This window comes from Flexithrix dorotheae DSM 6795 (assembly GCF_000379765.1).
Taxonomy (GTDB): domain Bacteria; phylum Bacteroidota; class Bacteroidia; order Cytophagales; family Flammeovirgaceae; genus Flexithrix; species Flexithrix dorotheae.
In genome coordinates this window covers 23,362-45,234 of sequence record NZ_KB903454.1, presented here as the reverse complement: position 1 = coordinate 45,234, position 21,873 = coordinate 23,362, and the positions used below count along the sequence as shown (strand labels likewise).

The following is a 21,873-nucleotide window of genomic DNA, read 5'->3' as shown; positions in this document are numbered from 1 at the left end:
TCTCGGAGGCTTTTTTATGGACTCAATTAATTTCTAAAAGATTAGATTACTTAGGCCCGAATCTGCCCGGTGCCCTTAATTACCCATTTATAACTGGTCAGTTCTCCGAGAGCCATTGGTCCTCTTGCATGAAGTTTTTGAGTACTAATGCCAATTTCAGCCCCTAATCCAAATTGCGCTCCATCTGTAAAGGCAGTAGAGGTATTTAAATAAACCGCTGCAGCATCAATGGATTTGAGGAAGATATCAGCCACTTCATCACTTTCTGTTACAATGGCTTCACTATGTCTGGAACTGTATGCTGTAATATGATCAATCGCCTCTTCAAGGTTATCCACAGTTTTTATAGACATTTTATGGCTTAAAAACTCTGTTCCGAAATGATCTGAATTGGCCTGATTTAAAAGGTTTTCCGGATAATTGCCTTTTAGTTTTTCATAAGCAGATTCATCGGCAAATATTTCTACATTTTCTTTTTGCAGGTCCTGAACCAATTCCACCAGGTCAACTATTCGGGATTGATGGAGCACAAGGCAATCAAGAGCATTGCAAACACTGACTCTTCTGGTTTTAGCATTAAACACTATCTGCTTTCCCTTTTCCAAGTCCCCAAATTCATCGAAATAGGTATGTACAATTCCAGCGCCTGTTTCTATTACAGGAACTTTTGCATTTTCCCTTACAAAATTGATTAGATTCTGGCTTCCTCTTGGGATGATAATATCTACAAAATCCACCGCATTTAACATTTCCTGAGTGGCCGCTCTGTCCACTGGTAATAGGCATACAATATCTTTATCCAATCCATTTTTATCCAACACTTCATGAATTACTTTTACAATAGCCAGGTTTGAGAACTCTGCATCACTTCCGCCTTTGAGCAGGCAGGCATTTCCGGATTTTAAGCAAAGTGAAAAAACATCGAAAGTTACATTAGGTCTGGCCTCATAAATAATTCCGATCACCCCAAGCGGAACAGTTACTTTTGAAAGTTGCAAGCCATTTGGTAATTCCTTCTGGTCCAGTATTTTATCAAGCGGATTAGGTAACTTTGCCACATTTAAAATGTCATTGGCAATGTCCTTAATTCTCTCCTTAGTCAATTTTAACCGGTCATATTTCGGATCGTCAGGACTCATTCTCTCCAGGTCTTTTTGGTTTTCTGTAAGAATCATGTTGGTGCTTTCTATTGCTGCAGCAGCCAAATCATTCAATACCCTGTTTTTGGTTTCCTCTGATACCAGGTTTAATTTCCTGCTACCCTTTTTTACATTTTCGAATAAGTGTTGATATGCCATTCCTGTATTACTTAAATTAATATTTTTCTATTTGAAATTATTACTGATAATCCTTAAATCTACTGTCAATTCCGCCTTGTCTGATTTCATCTTCAAACTGGTTTAATTTTTCTATGAAATCTGCTCCAATTTTATGAATGATATCCTCCAGAATTAATTCCGCTTTTTTCCAGGCTACCTGAAATTCTTTGGATTTACATTTCCCATATTCAGATAAACTTACCAACCTTTTTCGTCCATCTGTTTTATCTTTAAAAGCTTCAAGGTATCCTTTTTTGATCATTTTATCCACCATGGAATTGATGGTGGGATGTTTAAATCCAAGCTGATCTGCAATTTCTGTAATGGCACAGGTTTCCTGTTCTTCCAAAATCATGAAAATTAAATACCAGCTGGGTTCCAGGTCCATATTGATATTTTTATAGAATTGATGGCCTTGTTTGTTCATCAAATCACTCAGCCTTCTGAATCTGGCATGCAATGAAAATGGCCCTAATTTTCTCAAAAAATCCTCTTGATCCATAAAAATATAATTGTCAGAAGTCTATTTTTAAGTTTTTAACTACGTAGTTAACTACGCAAATTTAATTAATTCATTTTTCAAACAAAATTTTCACGCAACTTTAACAGGAAGAAAAAATGAAAAATTAATTAATTCTTTACATTTGAGGGACAAAGTTCAGGGTGGATATTTAATCTACCTTTTAACATTACAACAATTTTATTAGCATTAAAAAAAGAAAGGAGCATTAATGAAAGAAAAAACAGACACCAGAAGAAAATTTCTGAAGGTATCGGGAACCGCGAGTTTAGGTTTTTTGGGATTGTATCAATTTGCCTGCACTGCGAAGGAAGAAAGTAAAAGCCTGCCTGCCAATTCGGCAATCGGTTATGGAAAACTAAAAAAGGATAAGGAAAAAATATTTAATCTGCCGGAAGGATTTTCCTATAAAGTCATTTCCAAAAGGGGAGAAAAAATGGCAGACGGATTTTTACTTCCCGGAGAACCTGATGGAATGGCTTCCTTCGAAGGTGAGAATGGAAAAGTAATTATCGTAAGAAACCATGAAATTTCCCCGGGGAACACAAAGGAAGGATCTTTTGGGCAAAACAATGAATTGCTTTCCCAAATTAAACCAGAAGAGGTGTATGATTTTGGTAAAGGTGAAGTTCCAAGTCTGGGAGGAACCAGCACATTTGTATTCAATGAGGAAACTCAGGAAATTGAAAAGCAATATTTAAGTCTAGCAGGTACAAATAGAAACTGTGCTGGTGGTAAAACGCCATGGAACAGCTGGATTACCTGTGAAGAGGATACTACTTTAGCGGGTGGGGAATCTGAAAAAAATCATGGTTTTAACTTTGAGGTGCCAGCCACTGAGGAAATTGCTAAAGCTGAACCTTATCCCTTAAAGGAAATGGGCAGATTTAACCACGAGGCGGTTTGTGTGGATCCGAAAACAGGAATTGTTTACCAGACAGAAGACAGGAGTGATGGTTTGATATACAGATTCATTCCCAATGAAAAGGGTAATTTAAGAGCAGGAGGAAAGTTGCAGGTTTTAGCCATAAAAGATCAGAAAAGTTTTGATACCAGAAACTGGAAAAAGTTGACTACTCCTAAAATGGAGCAAGGAAAAGAGTATGCTGTAGAATGGCTTGATATTGATGATGTAGAGTCACCAAAGGATGATTTAAGAATCAGAGGATTTGAAAACGGAGCTGCCAGATTTGCCAGAGGAGAAGGAGCATGGTTTGGTGATGGGGAATTTTATTTTGCCTGTACCAACGGAGGGCATAAATCATTCGGGCAGGTTTTTAAATATATTCCCGGAAAAAATGAAGGGGCGAAAAATGAAGGAGATGATCCGGGTAAATTAGTTTTATTTGTGGAGTCTGACGATAATGAAATTCTAAAAAGCTGTGATAATTTAACCATCGCGCCTTGGGGGGATATCATTCTTTGTGAAGACGATCCGCATCCATTTTTAGTAGGAATTACTCCAAAAGGTGAATTCTACAAACTGGGTGAAAATATTGGTTTTGAATCTGAGCTTACCGGGGTTTGTTTTTCTCCTTCAGGTAAGACTTTATTCGTAAATATTCAACATGCAGGTTTAACTCTGGCAATTACCGGACCGTGGAAAAATAATGCCTAGTGCCTCATGCATTAATTAAGAAATGGGGGTTTGGGATTGATAGTCAATTGATTAACCCAATGATATACCTCACTTATTTCATTAGGACAACAGATTTTCTGCTAGTCGCATTTGGGAGTATTTCCGGGAAAATATAATTTATCGGTTTATCCTGCTTTTTTGTAGGATAGACCGGTAAATTATTGTTAATCGTTTTGTTTTTTACTCTTATTTATCAATATTAGTCTGAAATAAATTGTCATTTGCTTTTGCTAAGACAAATAATGAATTTGGTTTCATTTTCCTGTCTCGGAGAAATCCTTGAATTGAAATCAAATTTCCAGAAATAACAATATTGGATAAATGAAACTAAAACGAAAACTTTTCCCTCTTTTCCTTTTGCTTTTGGCAACTCCACTAATTTCTATTGCACAAAATACCTATTCCCATCTATATCCTGGATATTTTGGGAATGGAAGAACAGGAAAACTTGAAGGCATTTATGTGGGGCTGAAAGGTGGGGTAAATTTTTCCGACTTTACCAGAGAATTATTGGTAAATCCGGATAGAATAGATTCCTATAATTCTATACTTTCTCCTACTGCTGGTATATTAATCGCTGCAGATTTGCATGAAAGGTTATTTTTAAGATCTGAGTTTTCCTATATTGGTAAAGGAGTGAGTTATGAAAGTAAGGATGATATTTCGACTATCACCAATAATAGAAAATTGACTTACATTGAAATTCCCCTTATTCTAAATTATTATCTCAATAACTACGGATATAGACTAAGGCCCTATGTGGGCGGTGGAGTAAATATAGGATTCCTGATGTCTGCAATTGATTACAAAAAGGAAGTATATAACAGTACTGGTGAATTGGTTGGTGAAGAATCTGAAAACGATGTGACCAAATTTCATAAGAACCTGGAATTTGGAATTTCGGGTAACTTAGGGTTGAATTATCAGATTTCCTACCGTTCTTATTTAAATTTTGATATAAGAGGAACTTTAGGCCTAAGCAATATTAATAATCCTTCCCCCAATGATATCAATAATCCCTACACAGTAAATGTTGGAGTAGTGGGGAGTTTAGGATTTCTTTATGAACTTTAAAAAAAGGAGTTGAAATTCTTTATTTTCAACTCCTTTTTATCAATAAAGCATTATTCTTCTCCTATTATAATGGATTTTCGGGATACTGCCGATACCTGAAATAAGCCAAGGGCACCATTGGAAATATTATTCCTCAGGTTTGCCGGAATTGGACCGAAAAGCCCGCCATCATTGTTCAGGTTCAATTCCATATCCTGATAGAATAAAAATCCTGACCTGGCCATGCTATAAAACTCCACTGTAACAGAGTCGCCTTTTTTATGATAATATCCACCGGTTAAACCATCAATGTTTTCTCCTATATATTCGTCATCTGCATAGAAAATATCCCGGCCTTCATCATTTTTAATCACCCCATTTTCATAAAATTTAAAGAGATAATAGTCTTTGGTATCCTGTGGTTCTTTGGTATATATCAGCACATCATATACATCGGCTGAATCCAAATCCGCTTCATTTTCAACTTCATCCCAATCTACTTCCCAGCCAAGACTGTCAATTGGAGCTACACGGTTTAATGTTTCAGTAGCTTCATAAACCCCTCCATTTACTTCCACCTTTAAGGAATAAGTCCTTCCGATAATTCCCTGAAATTCTGAAAGATATACACCCTGATTTTCCGAGTCCTCTTCAAATGTATATGTATTTCCTTCATCATCAGAAACTGTGACAAAAGCCCCACTGAGTTTAGGAGTGGCACCAGTGGTATAAAAATCCACATTTTGCCCAACTACAATTCTTTGCTGCCTTAATTCATCTGTGATCAGGCCGTCTATCACCACAACTTTTTCTGCCTGCTCCAGGTCGAGTTCAATCGTTTTTTCCAAATTACTGCAGCTGGCCAATACAAAGATTACGGCTATATATTTTAAAATATTTTTCATTTTTATTGCTATCAAAATATCTATTAAATCAAAAATTAAGAAATAAGGCTAAAACCTGATTTGAAATGCATAGGAGAAAAGAATTGGAAATAGTGATACTTGTCTCAATTCTTTTTCAGTGCCATCTCCAATGATTTCACCCTCACTATTTTGCTTAGTTCTGGAATAAACTGTAAATGGATTCCGCCTGTTATATACATTGTATATGGAAATGGACTGGCTCGTTTTCCACTTTCTCAGGTGATTCTTTTTCCCTTCAATGTTGTAAGAAAGGTCTAGGCGGTGAAAATCAGCCATTTTATATCCATTCCTGCCACTATAATAATCCAGGTTAAAACCATCTCCGTATTCGTACCGCCCGGTTGGGATGGTGATTGGCCTTCCTGTGGTATAGGTAAATGTTCCTCCAATACTTTTCCTGTCGGAAAGCTGATAAGTGGCCGCCACATTAAAAGCATTTCTTCGATCGTAATTGGCTAAAAATGGCTGGCTGTCATTTACATCAGGAACTCTTCTTTCAGTTTTAGAATAAGTATAACTTAAAAAACCTGTCAATCTCCCTTCATTTTTTCTCAATGAAACTTCCAGACCATAGGAATCAGATTCACCCTGTCTGTATTCAGTGGATAGGTTTTCATTGAAAAACACTTGTGCGTTATCTGCAAAATCTGTTACATCAAGCATGTCTTTATAATAAATTTCTGTAGACAGCTCGTAGGCATTGTCTTTTAAATTTCGGAAATAACCTAATGCCACCTGATCGGCTCTTTGTGGTCGTAAATATTCTGAGCTTGGTGCCCAGGTATTGAATGGAATAGGAACTGTGGAATTGGCAATTAAATGTACATACTGAAACATCCTTTGATAAGACGCTTTTAATGAACTTTGTTTATCCAGCGTATACCTGGCCAAAAAACGGGGTTCTATATTGGCAAAAGTTTTTATAGGCTTATATTTTTCATAGTGTTTGATGCCTATAATTTCAGGTTCCAGATTATCCTGTGGATCTTCATAATAGCGGACAGTTCCAGGACCAATATGTTGGAACATTGCGAACCTTAGCCCATATTGTAAAGACAACTTTTCCGAAATTCGTTGGGTGTTTCCAATATAAGCAGCGTAATCCATCGCATACATTTTTTCCAATTCTACAGGCTTAAAAATAGATCGGCTGCCGGTGGGGGTGATTTTTCCTGGAGAAAACCTTCTGGAAGTTACCTGAAACCCAAAACTTAATTCATTTTTAGGATTGAGAAAATAAGAAATGTCATTTTTAAGAGTCAGTTCCTGCATGTTTGCTGTCCAGTCCAAACCTTCCAACGGGTCATTAATATTTAGCCCATAATCAAAATCGCTAAAGGCGAGAGTTAAATTGGAGAACATTCTTTCATTAAAAAGGTGATTCCATCTAAAAGTAGTGGTTTTGTTACCCCAATCAATTCCTCCTCCGTCAAACCTTAGTACATCTCTTCCCAAATAAGCTGCTACAAAAAAACGATCTTTATTATTGGGCTTCCAATTTACCTTGGCATTCAAATCATAATAATATACCGGAATATCTTCATTAAACAGTTTGGCTACCTGATCTATATAAGACCGTCTTCCGGAAATCATAAAAGAACTTTTTTCTTTAGCAATTGGGCCTTCCAACATTACTTTACTGGCGAGCGTACCAATTGAAGCTGAACCGGCCAATTGTTTGGCATTTCCGTCTTTTGTTCTCACATCAAGCATTGAAGATAACCTTCCTCCATATTGGGAGGGGATACCTCCTCTGTATAAATCGGAACTTTTGATAACATCTGCATTGAATACTGAAAATAAACCAAAGAAGTGAGAGGGGTCGTAAACTGGTGCTTCATCCAGTAAAATCAGGTTTTGATCTGAGCTTCCTCCTCTCACAAAAAAGGCCGAAGTTCCTTCTCCCGCAATCAAAACCCCTGGTTGCATCTGCACCGCTTTTATGATATCGGGTTCGCCAAATAATGCAGGAAGTTGTTTTACTTCTTTAATATTAATCTCGCTTCGTCCAATGGATAAATCTTTCACATGGTGGTCTTCCTCTTCTGCAGTGACCACTACTTCTGTAAGTTCGGTTGACTCTTCCAATAATTCCATATTAAAAGAAATATCTTCAGAAAGCGTGATATTGGTTGACTGGGTCTGATACCCGATATAACTAAAGCTTATGGTATAATCGCCAGGGGGCAGTGTAATAGAATAGAAACCATAAGGGTTGGTCACCACTCCATTATTTATTTCCTTAACAAAGACGGTGGCACCAATCAGCTCTTCAGCATTACTGGCATCTTTCAAATATCCGCTTATTGTATATTTATCCTGGGAAAAGGCAATATTGGCCAGGCCCAGGAATATAACTACCTGAATTAAAGTACGTAACATGAAAATAAGTTTTGTAGGGATGTATAAAGTTTAAGTTGAATAAGGTGGGCGGCTAAGCCCACAAAAAATTAATTGATTTGAGTGGTGTTAATTTCCCGCAACCCAAGATCATTTTCCAAGACGAACAATTCGTAATTGGTTTGGGAAATGTTAAAGCCTTCCAGATAGCTTTTGATTGATTTTAAATTTTTGTTTTTTGATAATGACACTAGTTTTGAAATTTTTGAATTTTTCATGATTAATTGACTTAAAGTAAGTACCAGTACTTTTTTATATTGAGTAAATTCACCTCAATTTCAATCAGTAAAGGCAAATAAAAAAGTTGTGATTTCTCTTCAATCACTTTCTTGTTTTTTAATAAAAAGAACTTGAAATGATTTAAAGAAAAATTCTCTTTTTGATCCTTTTTTAATTTTAAAAAATCTATTTTAAATACAAACCTCTTGAGTATTACGAGGTTTATTTTTTTTAGATTTATTACTAAGGCAATTATTTAGGAAGGCACCCTTAAAAAAAGATTAAATTTTTTTCAAAAAGTTTTTTGAGAAATGAAAATAGATGAGCCAAAGCAGACCAGGATAGAAAATTATGCTATAGAAACAGGCTTGAAATATTTCTAATTCTGATATTAAATTAAGGCAACCAGCATTTGATGTGGAAATAAAATTTTGCTGATGAATAAAAATGAAGAGGCTAACAAAGGCGATTAATAAAAAAGCAATGTGGTCTAAAAAATTAACTTTAAGTTTTTCCCAGATAAAAAAATTAAAGATTATTGGAGCAATTACCAATAAAATATCGGCACCAATTTGGGACATGATAAAAATTCCAAAAGAAAAGGGGAAAGCAAGCTGGATTAAATACCTTTCTATTGCCATTTGCGTGATTATTGTATCCTATAATAATATTAATAATGAATTTAACAGACAAAGATCTAAAGAGAATAAGCAAATTCATGAGCCTTGTACTTAGGCATAGGCCTGAATTAATAGATATAAAACCTGATGAGAATGGTTGGGTGGATGTTCCTGAGTTTATAGGAAAAGTAAAAACTAAAATACCTGAATTTAATACCGAGCTAATGAATGTAGTAGTAGATCAAAACAATAAAAAAAGATTTGCCTACAATGAAGATCTTACTAAAATCAGGGCCAGTCAGGGCCATTCCATAAAAGTAGATTTAGGTTATCAGCCGGCTATCCCGCCTGAATTTCTCTTTCATGGCACAGTGGAAAAATACCTGGATAATATTAAATCGGAAGGAATACGAAAAATGAACCGCCATCATGTTCATTTAAGTAAAGACAGAGAGACTGCCATAACAGTTGGTGAAAGAAGGGGAAAACCCGTTATTTTAAAAATCAAGGCAAAGGAAATGTTGGAAAATGGGGCAGAGTTCTTTGTTTCTGAAAATGGAGTCTGGCTTACGGAAATAGTATTACCAGGTTACATTTTGTTTCCAAAATAGGTGATTATCCCGGCTCAGCAAGTATTTTAAGTGAATTTTAGTTTAATTCTTATCAGTTTTTTATATATTTGATAAAGTTTTCATGACTTTAAAATTTTTAGGTTGAACATTTGATTTTGATTTTGAAAAAAGGCTGGTATTATTACCGGCCTTTTTTTATGTGATTTTTTTACAAAACTTTTTCAACTTCCTTGCTTTCCTGATAACCATATCTTATGGCTTTTACCTTTAGATTTTCTCCTTTACCTACTGTGAAAGGTTCATCATAAATAGTCCAGACTTTCTTATTTTCTCCTAATTGGTATCCAATAGATGCTCCGTTGGTCTCACAGGAAAGTGCAACTTTTACTTCCCCATTTTCAGTTTCTTCCAAAACTACAGAAGGATCCTGGGTAATTGGCTGAGTACCCCCAGGCCAGATATTATCCCTTAATTCCTGCTCGGGGATCAATCCCAAATCATTTGTTGCTTTTTGCCATTCATCTAATCTTGCACTTAGTTTTTGTTTAATATCTTGGTATTCAGGATTTTCTGCAAGGTTATTTACTTCCCAGGGATCATTTTGAGTATCATAAAGCTCTTCTACTGGCTTGCTTTCTGCAAACCATGCCAAAGCCGGACCGGTCAATTTACCTTCTTTAAATAATTTTCTCATGGTTGGGTTCATCGTGATCTGCTCTGCATAAGAAAGCGGGTAGGAGTAAGGTACTTCCGGTGTCAGGTTCCGGATGTATTTGAATTTTTTATCGCGAACAGCCCTTATTTGGTCCAAATGTTCATCCGTTCTGTCTCGAGCGGCAAAAATGTATTCCTTTGGTTCAGGAATATTTTCACCTAAAAATGGCTGGCCCTGAATATATTCTGGTATTTCAATGCCGGCCAAATTCAAAATTGTTGGGGCAAAATCGATGAAGCTGATCATCTGATCACTCTCTGATCCTGCTTTTAGTTGCTCAGGCCATTTAACCACCAAAGGAACTTTTAAGCCCGAATCATACATCCATCTTTTTCCCCTTGGCAGGCAAGTTCCGTGATCTGTATAAAACATCACAATAGTGTTTTCCGCTTCCCCTTCTTTTTCCAGTTCTTCCAGAAGTTCCCCAACCCATTTATCCATGTAGTGAATATTGTCATACATTCTGGCTACATCTTCCCTTACATCCGGATGATCAGCATAGTAGGGAGGTAACACAACCTTGCTTCTGTCTGTAATATCTGGCATTGGCTTTCCCTTTTCTTCTGCTTTAGCCTTTAGGTTCGCAATTGTTTTTTTAAATAATCGGCTTTCATGTGTTTGGGCAGAATTGAAAACCGCAAAAAATGGCTGGTCTTTATTTGGTCGGTTTCTGTAGTGTGCATTAGGGCTGGTTTCATCCCAAATAGTAAAAGGAACCCCAAACTGATAATCCGTTTTGGCATTATTTGTACAATAATATCCTGCTTTTCTTAAGTATTCCGGAAAGCCTTTTACTTCTGGAGGAGGCGTTCCGGTATAGGGTTCGCAGTATGGATTTTCTGCTTCTGTTGTTCTATGGTGTAAAGTCCCTATTGAAGTTTGATAACACCCGGTTATCAAAGCAGAACGACTAGGAGAACACACTCCGGAAACAGAATAAACATTGGTGAATTTCATTCCTTCAGCCGCCAATTGGTCAATGTTGGGTGTAACGGCCATTTTATCTCCAAAACAATTTACCCTTGGGCTCATATCCTCAGCTACGATCCAGATAATATTGGGACGAGTAACATTGGTTTTGGCCTCCTGTACTTCCTGATTTTTTTCAGTATTTTTTTGGCAGGAAAAACTCCCGATTAATAATAATCCCAATAAAATAATTTTGGGAAATTTGTAATAAATCATTTTCTGAAAAGTGTCTGTTTGTTTTGGAATAAAAAATAAAAGCCAGCTTTTTGGGCTGACTTTTAAAGTTGATAAATTTTATCTTAAACTGGAATTAATTTCTTCCAGTTTTTTACTTCCCGGACACAAATCCTTTTCTTTTAATGTATTCAGTGGTTTATCAGAAGATTTTAAGGTATCGTGCAATGGGTTACTTTTAGGATTGATATATAGCAACCCGGTTAAAATTTCTCCTCTGTCTCTGGCTTTGATTAAAGCTTCATTTGCTGAAACCCAGTCCAGAGGATTCCAGTCTCTAGCCAATTTATGAAGACTTAAATAAGAACCGTCATGCATGGCTACTTTCACCTGAATTCCTTCTTCATAATCTACTTTAATTTCTTCCTTTTTAGGGATAAAATCTAAAACTGAGGTAGATGAAGCATGATCCCTCACAAAGTCGTAGGATTTGGTAGAGCCTTTATTGTTATTAAAAGTCACACAAGGGGACATTACATTGATAAAGGAAAACCCCGGATGATGCATGGCTGCCTTGATAAGGGGAATTAACTGGCCTTTATCCCCACTGAAACTTTGGGCTACAAATGAGGCTTCCAGTTCCAGCGCAAGACTCACCAGGTCAATTGGTGCAAATGGATTAGGAGCACCTTTCTTACTCATCGAACCTTTGTCTGCAGTAGCAGAATCCTGTCCTTTGGTAAGTCCATAGCAGCCATTGTTCATCACGATATACACCATATTTAAATTTCTTCTGATGGCATGAACAAATTGGCCCATCCCGATTGAAGCGGTATCCCCATCACCGGAAACACCAAAGTAAATCAGGTCTCTATTTGCTAAATTGGCTCCTGTAGCCACTGAAGGCATTCTTCCGTGCACAGAATTAAATCCATGACTATTGCTGAGGAAATAAGTTGGGGTTTTAGAAGAACAACCTATCCCGGAAAGTTTGGCTACTCTATGCGGTTCAATAGACATTTCGTAACAGGCCTGAACAATTGCAGCACTAATACTGTCATGACCACAACCTGCACATAGGGTGGAAATTCTCCCTTCGTATTCTTTTTTGGTAAAACCTACCTCATTTACAGGAAGGTTTGGATGTCTGAATTCTGGTTTTATATAGGTCATGGTATTAAGAATTTTTTACGGTTAAATTGGCACAAACCTGATTTTTGATGAGATCAGCTGTAATCGGCATGCCATTGTAATTCAGGATAGAAATGAGTTTTGAAGGAGCAGCATCAAGTTCCAGCATTAGCAGGGTACGCATTTGTGCATCTCTGTTTTGCTCAATCACAAATACCTTTTCATGGCTATTGATAAAATCAGCTACCTCCTGATTGAAAGGAAATGCTTTTACCCGAATAGCATCAATCTCAATTCCCTCTTCAGCCAATAAATCCAAGGCTTCTTCCGCAGCATATTTGGAAGTACCGAAGAACAAAATAGCTTCATCAGATTTTTTCTCTTCCTGGTATAATTCAGGACCGGGAACATAGTTTTTACTGGTTTCCCATTTCTTAATCAGCCTGTCCATATTTCTTTCATAGGCTGCTCCGTCTTCCGTATAACCGGCATATTCGTTTTTGGAAGTTCCTCTGGTAAAGAAAGAACCTTTAGTTGGGTGAGTTCCCGGATAAGTTCTGTAAGTAATTCCATCATCATCTACATCCAGGTATCTTCCGAACTTTTCAATTTTATCCAAATCCTCAGCAGAAAGTACTTTTCCCCTGTCATATTTTCTTTCATCATCCCATTCAAAAGGATCACTCATCCAGTCATTCATTCCCAAATCCAGGTCATTCATCAGGATGATTGGGGTTTGCAATCTGTCGGCCAAATCAAAGCTTTGGGCAGTCATTTCAAAGCACTCTTTTGGAGTTGAGGGAATTAACAATACATGTTTGGTATCCCCATGAGAGGCATAAGCTGCAGCCAGAATATCAGACTGTTGGGTTCTTGTAGGCATTCCGGTACTTGGACCACCTCTTTGAACATCAATCAATACCGTAGGGATTTCTGCAAAATAGGCTAAACCCAAAAATTCGTTCATCAAAGAAACCCCCGGGCCACTGGTGGCAGTAAAGGACCTTGCTCCATTCCAGTTGGCACCAATTACCATCCCTATAGCAGCAAGTTCATCTTCCGCCTGAACAATAGCAAATTTGTTTTTCCCGGTTTCCGGATCAACCCTTAATTTTTTTGCATATTTCTCAAAAGCCTCAGCCACAGAAGTTGAGGGTGTGATAGGATACCAGGCCACTACGGTTGCCCCACCATAAACAGCACCCAGTCCGCAGGCTGCATTGCCATCTATTAATATTTTATCTTTTACCAGATCTCTCTTTTCTAATCTGATATCTAAAGGATAGCTATAATTTTCCTCCACATATTCAACCCCTAGTTTTAATGCCTGCACATTTAGAGAAATTAATTTTTCCTTGTTTCTGAATTGCTCACTAAGCAATTGCTCAATTACCTCAAAATCGATATTTAAGAGTTTGGAAAGTGCTCCAACATAAATAATATTTTTGAACAATTGTCTTTGTCGGGGATCGTGAAAATATTGGGCAGACAAAGCCATCAATGGAATTCCTGTATAATTAATATCTTCCCGATAATATCGCTGATGGAGTGGTTTGGTACTGTCATAGAGAAAATATCCCCCTGGCCTCACGCTTTCAATATCCTTGGCCATACTCTCGGGATTTACACAAATCACCATATCTATGCCTTCTCTTCTTCCTAAATAACCCTTTTCGCTGGCTCTTACTTCATACCATGTAGGAAGTCCCTGAATATTAGAGGGGAATATATTTTTTGGCGAAACAGGTATGCCCATTCGGAAAATTGATTTAGCGAAGAGCAAATTCGCACTTGCAGAACCAGTACCATTCACATTGGCAAAGCGAACTACAAAGTCATTTATTTTAGTCATAAGTAGTAATTCAAAATTAACCGTGCATTATTTTGCTGTAAAAGACTGATAGAGAGATTATTATTTCTCATAAATAATAGCACTGGTGCTTAAAAGATAAGATATTTATTGTTTGTAAGAGGGTTGAATAATTCACCCAAATGCCATAAATTTTTTAATAAATAAAAGATTAATGATTACCACAACCTGCTTTGGTTACCTTGTAAAGATACTTTTGCATATCCCAAGCTGAGGTAGGGCATCTTTCTGCACATAGTCCGCAATGAAGGCAAACATCCTCATCTTTTACCATTACTTTTCCTGTTTTCAGAGTATCGGAAACCAGTAAATCCTGCTGAAGATTTAAAGCGGGTACCAAAAGTTTTTCCCTCAACTTATCTTCTTGCTCTTCATTTTCGGTAAAGGTGATACATGAAGTTGGACACACGTCCATACAGGCATCACATTCTATACATTTGTTTTCTGTAAAAACAGTTTGGACATCACAGTTCAAACAGCGCTGGGCTTCTGCAAATCCTGTATTCTGATCAAAACCAAGTTCTACTTCCTGTTTGATATTGGAAAGTGTTTTTTCCTTGTCTGCCTGAGGAACAATATACCGGGCATCTGTAGGAACTTCACTGTCATAGGCCCATTCGTGAATACCCATTTTCTGGCTGGTCAGATTTGTAAAAGGGGAAGGACGTTCAGTCAATTTTTTATTGTTACAGAATAAATCTATGGAAACGGCTGCCTGATGACCATGAGCCACAGCGGTAATTACATTCTCTGGTCCGAATGCGGCATCTCCACCGAAAAACACATTTGAGATGGTGGATTGAAAAGTTACTTTATCCACCTTTGGCATACCCCATTCATCAAACTCCATCCCTAAGTCTCTTTCAATCCAGGGGAATGAATTCAATTGACCAATGGCGATTAATACATCATCGGCTTCAATAAATACATCGGGCTCCCCGGTTGGAATTAATTTTCTTTTACCATTTTCATCATAATGGGCTTCCACTTTTTCGAAAGTCATTCCGATTAGTTTGCCATCTTTTACTTCAAAAGATTTTGGCGTATGATTATCAAGGATTGGAATATCTTCATGCTGGGCATCTTCTTTTTCCCATGGGGAAGCTTTCATATCTTTATAAGGACTTCTTACCACTACTTTCACCTCTTCGCCTCCAAGTCTTTTAGAGGTTCGGCAACAGTCCATGGCTGTGTTTCCACCACCCAAAACGATCACTTTTTTACCAACTGATTTGGTGTGTTCAAAAGCCACACTGGCCAGCCATTCTATTCCAATATGGATATTGGCGTCTCCTTCTTTTCTTCCGGGAAGTTTACTCAAGTCTCTTCCCTTGGGCGCACCGGTACCTACAAAAACAGCATCATATTCTTTATCCAACACTTCTTTCAGGCTGGAAACATAAGTTTTAAAATGCGTATGGATACCCAGGTCAAGAATGTAATTGACTTCTTCATTTAAAACCGTTTCTGGTAATCGGAATGCGGGAATCTGCGTTCGCATCATTCCGCCTCCTTTGATTTGTTCATCGAAGAGATGAATTTCATAACCTAATGGAGCAAGGTCTCTTGCCACTGTTAATGAAGCCGGACCACCACCAATCAGGGCAATTTTTTTACCGTTTGGTTTGAACGGTCCCTGTGGCATTTGAGATTTAACATCGCCTTTATTGTCGGCAGCAACACGCTTCAATCGACAAATGGCTACGGGTTCCTCTTCTACTCTTCCTCGCCTACAGGCTGGTTCACAAGGCCGGTCACAGGTTCTGCCTAATACTCCGGGGAAAACATTTGATTCCCAGTTGATCATGTAGGCTTCAGTGTAACGTTTTGCGGCAATAAGGCGGATGTATTCCGGAACAGGTGTGTGAGCAGGACATGCATACTGGCAGTCCACCACTTTGTGGTAATACTCGGGATTGTTAGTATCTGTAGTGTTCATAACTTTTAAATCTACTAAAAATCCTTTCGTCCACAAATAAATCGAAAAATAAAGTTGGACAGTATTACCGATTTATCAAAAAAGTACCAGACTTATTGCTAATTTGACAAGTGGAGGATTGAATCAATGAAGAAGGAAATATTATTAATGGGAAATAGTTTCAAATTTCAATATGAGGTGTAAAACTTTTCCTTCAGCATTAATTTTTAGAAATTAAAAAAAAGGAAATTACGTTATAATAATTCTCTCTTCTAATTTTAATCAATAGAATGTTGGTTGAACTTCTTGTCTTTTTTTCAGTTGATGAAAAAAGACGGCAACGGCCGACCGTTTGTGGGAGGAAGCATCTTTTTTACTAGCCTTTTTTTTGGCAATGAAAAAAAAGTCAGTTGGGTTGAAGGGCGAAGAGCCCTTGGCTTGTGTGTGGGGTTTCTTACAGAAAGCACAAAAATGAAAATAAAGTACTAAAACCTCAAACTCTCACGAACCACCAGCTTTGTAGCCAATACTTTTTTGGGTGGATTGAGTTCTTCATAATTTTCTTCCAATTGATTCAATAATAACTGAGTGGCGATTTGCCCCATTTCGAATCCAGGCTGATCAACACTGGATAGTTTAGGTTCCAGTAACAAATCTACAGGTTCATTGTTGAAACCAATAATTGAAATGTCTTCGGGGATTTTTAACCCTGCCTCTTTTACTGAAAGCATGGCACCAATCGCCATCTGATCACTAAATGCTAAAATGGCATCTGGTTGTTGTCTGCTTCTTAAAAGTTTTAAGGTGGCATTAGCGGCATTTTCCTGGGAAAATTCACAATGAATGATCAGATCATAATCAATTTGTAGGTGATGTTTTCTTAAGGCGCTTTTATAACCGGTCAGTCTTTTATTGCTAATTTGAACTTGCGGAGGACCTGCTAGAAAAGCGATATTTTCACAACCCGATTCTATAAGTTTTTCGGTAGCTTGAAAGGCAGCAGTATAATTGTCAATTACCACTTTGGGTACTTTTAATTGTTCGCAGTCCCTATTGAAAAGCACTAAAGGGATTCCTTTTCTTAAAACCTGTTCAAGATGGGCAAAATCTCTGCTTTCACTTGCCACAGAAACGATTAATCCCGCTACCCGGCTGGCAATTAATTCTTTCACGATGGAAACCTCTCTTTCGAATAATTCATTCGTCTGGCAAATCATGATATTAAATCCTGCTTCATTTGCTGCTTTTTCAATCCCGCTTATGGCTGAGGCATACAAGTGATATTTTATCTGGGGAACAACTACTCCAATAGCATTGATTCTTTTATTCAAAAGACTGAGGGCAAGTTGGTTGGGTTCGTATTCTATTTCTTTGGCAATTTTTAACACCTCCTGCTTTGTTTTCTCACTAATTCTCGGATGATTTTTTAGGGCCCTTGAAACAGTGGATAGGGAAACGCCAAGCCGTTTGGCAATTTCCTGCATTGTAGGGGGATTGTTTTTAGGATTCATTATTTATTGGACTTTTCTAAGAAACTTAAAAATTGTACTATTCTAAGATCGTTTTCTGACCCCTGCCATTACCCTTGAAATGAGCTCAAAAATGCGCTGTTTGAGTCTTAAAAACAGATGTTTCAGACAAAAGTAATGAAATTTCTGAATTGTGCAAAGGGTTGCATTATTTGTGCAATCCTTTGCACAAAAAAATATTTAAAAAAACTTTGCTTGCTATTTTTTGATTGTATAGCTTCATAAAATCATTAAGCAAAATAGGTGAATTAAGCGGTTTTATTGGGCTTATTTAGCTTTTGCTACTAATTAATTACATAATTATTCAAATTTTAAAAATTGTATTATTTCTGGTTAACCTGTATGAAAATGAATAGCTATTACCAATACATTTTAAGGTCTTTAGGTCTGTACCTAATCACTTGTTTTTTAATTTCCTGTACCCCTAAGGAAGAAGTTGCTATTGAAACTTATCAGAAATGGGATAAAATTACCCTCGATTTTGAAGGTCCTGAATTATCAGAAAGTGGACAGGATAATCCTTTTATGGATTACAGACTGGCGGTTACGTTTAAGAATGGAAATAATAGTTTTACCGTTCCCGGATATTTCGCGGCTGATGGAAATGCAGGAGAATCCAGTGCTGAAAAAGGAAAAATCTGGCGGGTCCATTTTGTGCCCGGTTTATTAGGAGATTGGTCTTACCAGGTATCTTTTAAAAAAGGAAAAGATATTGCAATAGATGACAATTTAAGCTCTGGAGAAGCTGGTTCATTCGATGGTAAATCAGGGAAGTTTAAAGTAATTGACAGAAGTGAAAATGATAATAGTTTCCGGGCAAAAGGATTACTTCAATTTGTAAATGAACATTATCTTCAATTTGCAGAAACTGGGGAAAGATTCCTTAAAGGTGGAGCAGATAGCCCTGAAAACTTTTTAGCCTATAGTGATTTTGATGGGACCTATAGTTATGATACTGCGAAGAATTTTATCAAAACCTGGGAGCCACATGTAAAAGACTGGAAAACCGGAGATCCATCCTGGAAAGGAGGAAAAGGGAAAGGTATGATTGGAGCATTGAATTATCTGGCCTCAGAAGGTGTGAATTCTGTTTATTTCTTAACCATGAATATTGGGGGAGATGGCAGAGATGTGTGGCCGTATACTTCCCATGAAGAAAGATTTCGGTTCGATTGCTCAAAACTTGACCAATGGGAAACGGTTTTTACCCATATGGATGATTTGGGTTTGATGTTACATGTGGTTTTACAGGAAACCGAAAATGAGATGTTGCTTGATAATGGAGATACGGGGAAAGAGCGAATGGCTTATTTTCGAGAGATTGTGGCAAGATTTGGCCATCACCTGATGATTACCTGGAATTTAGGAGAGGAAAATGGGATAAACAATGGAAATCCCACCGGCCAATCCGATCAGCAAAGGATGGATATGGGAAATTATATTCATCAAATCGATATTTATAAACGTCCGGTGGTGGTTCATACCTGGTCGAATAATGAAGATAGAATGAAAATTTATACTCCATTACTTGGGAATAAAGCCATAGATGGTCCTTCCGGGCAGTTTGGACGGATGGATGAAATAAATGAGGAAATGGCTTATTGGAGGGAAGAATCTGTGAAAGCGGGCAAAGCATGGTACGTTTCCATGGATGAAATTGGTCCTGCAGGCAGAGGAGTGGATAATGACGAAAGAACAGAAGACAACAATCAGGATTCGGTAAGGCATGAAGCCCTTTGGGGAGCCCTGATGGGAGGTGCTGCTGGTGCAGAATGGTATTTCGGATATAAAAATCCTCATAGTGATTTAACCTGTCAGGATTGGAGAAGTCGTGATCAGTTTTGGGATTACAATAAACACGCTTTAGACTTTTTTAATGAGCATCTTCCCTTTTGGGAAATGGAACCTGATAATGAATTGGCTTCAAATGAAAATGCATTTTGTTTTGCAAAGGAAGGAGAAATATATGCAGTTTATCTTCCTTATGGTAAAAGTACCAAACTGGATTTATCAGCAGGAAATTATGAGGTGAAATGGTATAACCCAAGGACCGGGGGAGAATTGCAGAATGGATCAGTTCAGGAATTAAATGGTGAAGCTGGGGCAGATTTAGGCATGCCACCTTTGGAGGATAATCAGGATTGGGTAGCTTTGGTTAAAATTAAAAATTAACTAAAACTATGAATTCAAACTGTCGTATTTTATTTGTTGTATTTACCCTTTTTGTAAACCATTTTCTATTTGCCCAAGGGTGGGAGAAAATTGAGTTAGACACTGATGGTCATAAAAGACATGAGTCCTCTTTTGTGCAGGTTGGTGATAAATTTATAGCTGTTGGAGGAAGAGGACTCAAACCGGTAGATATTTATGATATCAATACCAAAACATGGTCAACAGGAAAACAACCCCCAATTGAAATGCACCATTTCCAGGCAGCCTCTCATAATGGTCTGCTTTATGTAATGGGGGCTTTTAATGGAGGGTATCCTTACGAAACCCCTATTCCCAATATTTTTATTTATGATCCTTTACAGGACTTATGGACTGTTGGACCAAAAATCCCTGCTCACAGACAAAGAGGAGCGGCTGGTGTCGCTGTTTATAATGGGAAGTTCTATCTGCTTTGTGGAATCGTTAACGGGCATTCTTCAAATTGGGTAAGCTGGCTGGATGAGTTTGATCCGGCAACCAATACCTGGAAAGAATTACCCGATGCCCCAAGGGAAAGAGATCATTTCCATGCAGCAGTAATTGACGGGAAGTTATATGCAGCTGGAGGAAGAAAGTCTGGTTTTGGCAAAACTACTTTTTTATCGACCACCCCAGAAGTAGATGTTTATGACTTTGAAAAAGGCTACTGGTCAACTTTGCCTTCTCCTGAAGGGGATATCCCAACGCAAAGGGCAGGAACAACTGTTGCAGTACATGATGGTAATTTGTTTGTACTGGGAGGGGAAAGTGGAAGTCAGCAAAAAGCTCATAGTGATTTTGAAATGTTGGATACAGATAACCAGTCGTGGGTAAAACTGGATTCTATTATCACTGGAAGGCATGGTACTCAGGCGATTTATTCCAACAATGCCATTTATTTAGAAGGAGGTTGTGCCAACAGGGGTGGATCTCCGGAAATCACCAACTTTGAAGTTTATTATTTCGGAGAAAAAAATGAGCCGGTAGGGAAAGCCATTGAAAAAGGAAAGATTTCCTCAGATAAAACTTCAATTGATTTTGCGGAGGTGAATACGGAAAGCAAGAAATCCATTGAAATCCATTTGAAACATTCGGAGGGAAATCAGGCGGTAGTTTTGATGTATGCGATCATTACAGGTGCTCAGGGTTTTGAGGTTGAATTAAAACCAAAGCTCCCTCTGGTTTTAAATCCCGGAACTGGGGCAACCATTCCGGTAATTTTCAAACCAAAAAGCAAAGGGGATTATGAAGCCCAGCTTGTATTAAAAACCCTTGGAAAGGATGAACCAATTTTTATTCAATTAAATGGAAAGGGAAAATAGCTGCCTTTCCATATAAAAGTCAGAAAACTATGAAAATGAAATTAATCCATTTTGGGATTTTCCCTGTGTTGGGAATGATCCTCATGAATTGTCAGCACCAAAATTCTGAAAAAAATGCTGGAGAAGTAAAAGTGGTGGAAAAACAGGAAATGATATTTGAAGAAATGAATGGCATAGTGGGGGTGGAAGCAGAACACTATATTTCCCAAACAGACACTGCGGTAAGAAAATGGTATTTAACCACAACTTCCAAAACTCCGGATGTTCAACCTGATTTGGACGGGAATCACGCTGAAACGGCTAGTAATGGAGCATACCTTGAAATCCTTCCAGATACCAGAGTGACACATGATGATTCATTGATATGGGCCACTAATTTCATAAATGATCCTGGAGAAATGGCTATTCTGACTTATAAGGTCCATTTCAACAATCCGGGGAAATATTTTGTCTGGGTGCGGGCTAATTGCCATGGCACAGAAGACAATGGGATTCATGTAGGTATTGATGGCACCTGGCCGGAAACCGGGCAAAGAATTCAGTTCTGGGGAAATAAAAAGGAATGGTCTTGGGAAAGCAGACAAAGAACAGATTCGGTGCATACAGGAGTGGAAGAATTAATTTATCTGGAAGTGGATAAACCCGGTTTACATACTATTCATTTCTCCATGCGTGAAGATGGATTTGAAATGGATAAATGGGTAATGAGTAAGGAATATGTAAAACCAGAGGGCACCGGACCTGAAGAAAGGTTGAAAAAAGTTGAGAATTAATTTAAGGTAAGTAT

Annotated in this window: 17 protein-coding genes; 7 read left to right on the top strand and 10 right to left on the bottom strand. The window is 37.7% G+C overall.

Features of this window, described 5'->3' with window-relative positions:
• Positions 1-50 precede the first annotated feature (50 nt).
• Positions 51-1,298, bottom strand: coding sequence for a glutamate-5-semialdehyde dehydrogenase (locus tag A3EM_RS0122365; protein ID WP_020530487.1), 1,248 nt, complete (start codon positions 1,296-1,298; stop codon positions 51-53).
• 40 nt (positions 1,299-1,338) lie between these two features.
• Positions 1,339-1,821 carry a MarR family winged helix-turn-helix transcriptional regulator gene (locus tag A3EM_RS46130; protein WP_020530486.1) on the bottom strand — a complete coding sequence of 161 codons (483 nt, stop codon included), beginning with the start codon at positions 1,819-1,821 and terminating at the stop codon, positions 1,339-1,341.
• Between the two features lie 229 nt (positions 1,822-2,050).
• Between A3EM_RS46130 and A3EM_RS0122355 the strand changes: the two genes are divergently transcribed.
• Together A3EM_RS0122355 and A3EM_RS0122350 are read left to right on the top strand one after the other, a co-directional pair.
• A complete protein-coding gene (locus A3EM_RS0122355; protein ID WP_020530485.1) occupies positions 2,051-3,457 on the top strand; it encodes an alkaline phosphatase PhoX in 1,407 nt (468 codons plus the stop codon).
• Between the two features lie 342 nt (positions 3,458-3,799).
• Positions 3,800-4,552, top strand: a complete 753-nt coding sequence (locus A3EM_RS0122350; RefSeq protein WP_020530484.1) for a porin family protein — start codon at positions 3,800-3,802, stop codon at positions 4,550-4,552.
• 50 nt (positions 4,553-4,602) lie between these two features.
• Here the strand turns inward: A3EM_RS0122350 and A3EM_RS0122345 are convergent, their stop codons facing one another.
• The 3 genes from A3EM_RS0122345 to A3EM_RS47690 form a co-directional block, all read right to left on the bottom strand.
• A complete protein-coding gene (locus A3EM_RS0122345; RefSeq protein ID WP_020530483.1) occupies positions 4,603-5,436 on the bottom strand; it encodes a DUF4249 domain-containing protein in 834 nt (277 codons plus the stop codon).
• Between the two features lie 48 nt (positions 5,437-5,484).
• Positions 5,485-7,839, bottom strand: a complete 2,355-nt coding sequence (locus A3EM_RS0122340) for a TonB-dependent receptor (protein ID WP_020530482.1) — start codon at positions 7,837-7,839, stop codon at positions 5,485-5,487.
• Between the two features lie 68 nt (positions 7,840-7,907).
• Positions 7,908-8,075: a hypothetical protein gene (locus A3EM_RS47690; protein WP_020530481.1), complete on the bottom strand. Its 168-nt coding sequence runs from the start codon at positions 8,073-8,075 to the stop codon at positions 7,908-7,910.
• A 448-nt stretch (positions 8,076-8,523) separates the two neighbouring features.
• Here A3EM_RS47690 and A3EM_RS47985 point away from each other — a divergent pair, with 448 nt between their 5' ends.
• Both A3EM_RS47985 and A3EM_RS0122325 read left to right on the top strand, forming a co-directional pair.
• Positions 8,524-8,811, top strand: coding sequence for a hypothetical protein (locus A3EM_RS47985; RefSeq protein ID WP_169513397.1), 288 nt, complete (start codon positions 8,524-8,526; stop codon positions 8,809-8,811).
• Positions 8,795-9,307, top strand: coding sequence for an RNA 2'-phosphotransferase (locus A3EM_RS0122325; protein WP_020530478.1), 513 nt, complete (start codon positions 8,795-8,797; stop codon positions 9,305-9,307). The genes A3EM_RS47985 and A3EM_RS0122325 overlap by 17 nt, the downstream gene beginning before the upstream one ends.
• A gap of 169 nt (positions 9,308-9,476) precedes the next feature.
• Here the strand turns inward: A3EM_RS0122325 and A3EM_RS0122320 are convergent, their stop codons facing one another.
• From A3EM_RS0122320 to A3EM_RS0122295, 5 genes are all read right to left on the bottom strand, one after another.
• Entirely contained in the window at positions 9,477-11,168 is a 1,692-nt protein-coding gene (locus A3EM_RS0122320) for a sulfatase family protein (protein WP_020530477.1), read from the bottom strand.
• Positions 11,169-11,246: 78 nt separating this feature from the next.
• Complete coding sequence (locus A3EM_RS0122315; RefSeq protein WP_020530476.1) at positions 11,247-12,299, bottom strand: 2-oxoacid:ferredoxin oxidoreductase subunit beta; 1,053 nt, start codon at positions 12,297-12,299, stop codon at positions 11,247-11,249.
• Between the two features lie 4 nt (positions 12,300-12,303).
• Positions 12,304-14,109 (bottom strand): 2-oxoacid:acceptor oxidoreductase subunit alpha, encoded by a 1,806-nt coding sequence (locus A3EM_RS0122310; protein ID WP_020530475.1) that lies wholly within the window; start codon positions 14,107-14,109, stop codon positions 12,304-12,306.
• Between the two features lie 169 nt (positions 14,110-14,278).
• Positions 14,279-16,066 (bottom strand): FAD-dependent oxidoreductase, encoded by a 1,788-nt coding sequence (locus A3EM_RS0122305; RefSeq protein WP_020530474.1) that lies wholly within the window; start codon positions 16,064-16,066, stop codon positions 14,279-14,281.
• 464 nt (positions 16,067-16,530) lie between these two features.
• Positions 16,531-17,556, bottom strand: coding sequence for a LacI family DNA-binding transcriptional regulator (locus tag A3EM_RS0122295; protein ID WP_020530472.1), 1,026 nt, complete (start codon positions 17,554-17,556; stop codon positions 16,531-16,533).
• Between the two features lie 366 nt (positions 17,557-17,922).
• Here A3EM_RS0122295 and A3EM_RS0122290 point away from each other — a divergent pair, with 366 nt between their 5' ends.
• Genes A3EM_RS0122290 through A3EM_RS0122280 form a run of 3 tightly spaced genes read left to right on the top strand, consistent with a single transcriptional unit; the run spans position 17,923 to position 21,859 of the window.
• Entirely contained in the window at positions 17,923-19,746 is a 1,824-nt protein-coding gene (locus A3EM_RS0122290) for a DUF5060 domain-containing protein (protein ID WP_169513396.1), read from the top strand.
• Between the two features lie 8 nt (positions 19,747-19,754).
• On the top strand, positions 19,755-21,086 hold the full coding sequence (locus A3EM_RS43340; protein WP_020530470.1) for a Kelch repeat-containing protein: 1,332 nt from the start codon (positions 19,755-19,757) through the stop codon (positions 21,084-21,086).
• A gap of 29 nt (positions 21,087-21,115) precedes the next feature.
• Complete coding sequence (locus tag A3EM_RS0122280) at positions 21,116-21,859, top strand: hypothetical protein (protein ID WP_020530469.1); 744 nt, start codon at positions 21,116-21,118, stop codon at positions 21,857-21,859.
• Positions 21,860-21,873 lie beyond the last annotated feature (14 nt).

What these genes read in the sequence shown, in the direction of transcription:
- A3EM_RS0122290 (WP_169513396.1), top strand. Translation starts at nt 17,923, where the DNA reads ATGAATAGCTATTACCAATACATTTTAAGGTCTTTAGGTCTGTACCTA.
- A3EM_RS0122365 (WP_020530487.1), bottom strand. Translation starts at nt 1,298, where the DNA reads ATGGCATATCAACACTTATTCGAAAATGTAAAAAAGGGTAGCAGGAAA.
- A3EM_RS0122355 (WP_020530485.1), top strand. Translation starts at nt 2,051, where the DNA reads ATGAAAGAAAAAACAGACACCAGAAGAAAATTTCTGAAGGTATCGGGA.
- A3EM_RS0122280 (WP_020530469.1), top strand. Translation starts at nt 21,116, where the DNA reads ATGAAAATGAAATTAATCCATTTTGGGATTTTCCCTGTGTTGGGAATG.
- A3EM_RS0122305 (WP_020530474.1), bottom strand. Translation starts at nt 16,066, where the DNA reads ATGAACACTACAGATACTAACAATCCCGAGTATTACCACAAAGTGGTG.
- A3EM_RS0122315 (WP_020530476.1), bottom strand. Translation starts at nt 12,299, where the DNA reads ATGACCTATATAAAACCAGAATTCAGACATCCAAACCTTCCTGTAAAT.
- A3EM_RS46130 (WP_020530486.1), bottom strand. Translation starts at nt 1,821, where the DNA reads ATGGATCAAGAGGATTTTTTGAGAAAATTAGGGCCATTTTCATTGCAT.
- A3EM_RS47985 (WP_169513397.1), top strand. Translation starts at nt 8,524, where the DNA reads ATGAAGAGGCTAACAAAGGCGATTAATAAAAAAGCAATGTGGTCTAAA.
- A3EM_RS0122325 (WP_020530478.1), top strand. Translation starts at nt 8,795, where the DNA reads ATGAGCCTTGTACTTAGGCATAGGCCTGAATTAATAGATATAAAACCT.
- A3EM_RS0122345 (WP_020530483.1), bottom strand. Translation starts at nt 5,436, where the DNA reads ATGAAAAATATTTTAAAATATATAGCCGTAATCTTTGTATTGGCCAGC.
- A3EM_RS43340 (WP_020530470.1), top strand. Translation starts at nt 19,755, where the DNA reads ATGAATTCAAACTGTCGTATTTTATTTGTTGTATTTACCCTTTTTGTA.
- A3EM_RS47690 (WP_020530481.1), bottom strand. Translation starts at nt 8,075, where the DNA reads ATGAAAAATTCAAAAATTTCAAAACTAGTGTCATTATCAAAAAACAAA.
- A3EM_RS0122310 (WP_020530475.1), bottom strand. Translation starts at nt 14,109, where the DNA reads ATGACTAAAATAAATGACTTTGTAGTTCGCTTTGCCAATGTGAATGGT.
- A3EM_RS0122295 (WP_020530472.1), bottom strand. Translation starts at nt 17,556, where the DNA reads ATGAATCCTAAAAACAATCCCCCTACAATGCAGGAAATTGCCAAACGG.
- A3EM_RS0122350 (WP_020530484.1), top strand. Translation starts at nt 3,800, where the DNA reads ATGAAACTAAAACGAAAACTTTTCCCTCTTTTCCTTTTGCTTTTGGCA.
- A3EM_RS0122340 (WP_020530482.1), bottom strand. Translation starts at nt 7,839, where the DNA reads ATGTTACGTACTTTAATTCAGGTAGTTATATTCCTGGGCCTGGCCAAT.
- A3EM_RS0122320 (WP_020530477.1), bottom strand. Translation starts at nt 11,168, where the DNA reads ATGATTTATTACAAATTTCCCAAAATTATTTTATTGGGATTATTATTA.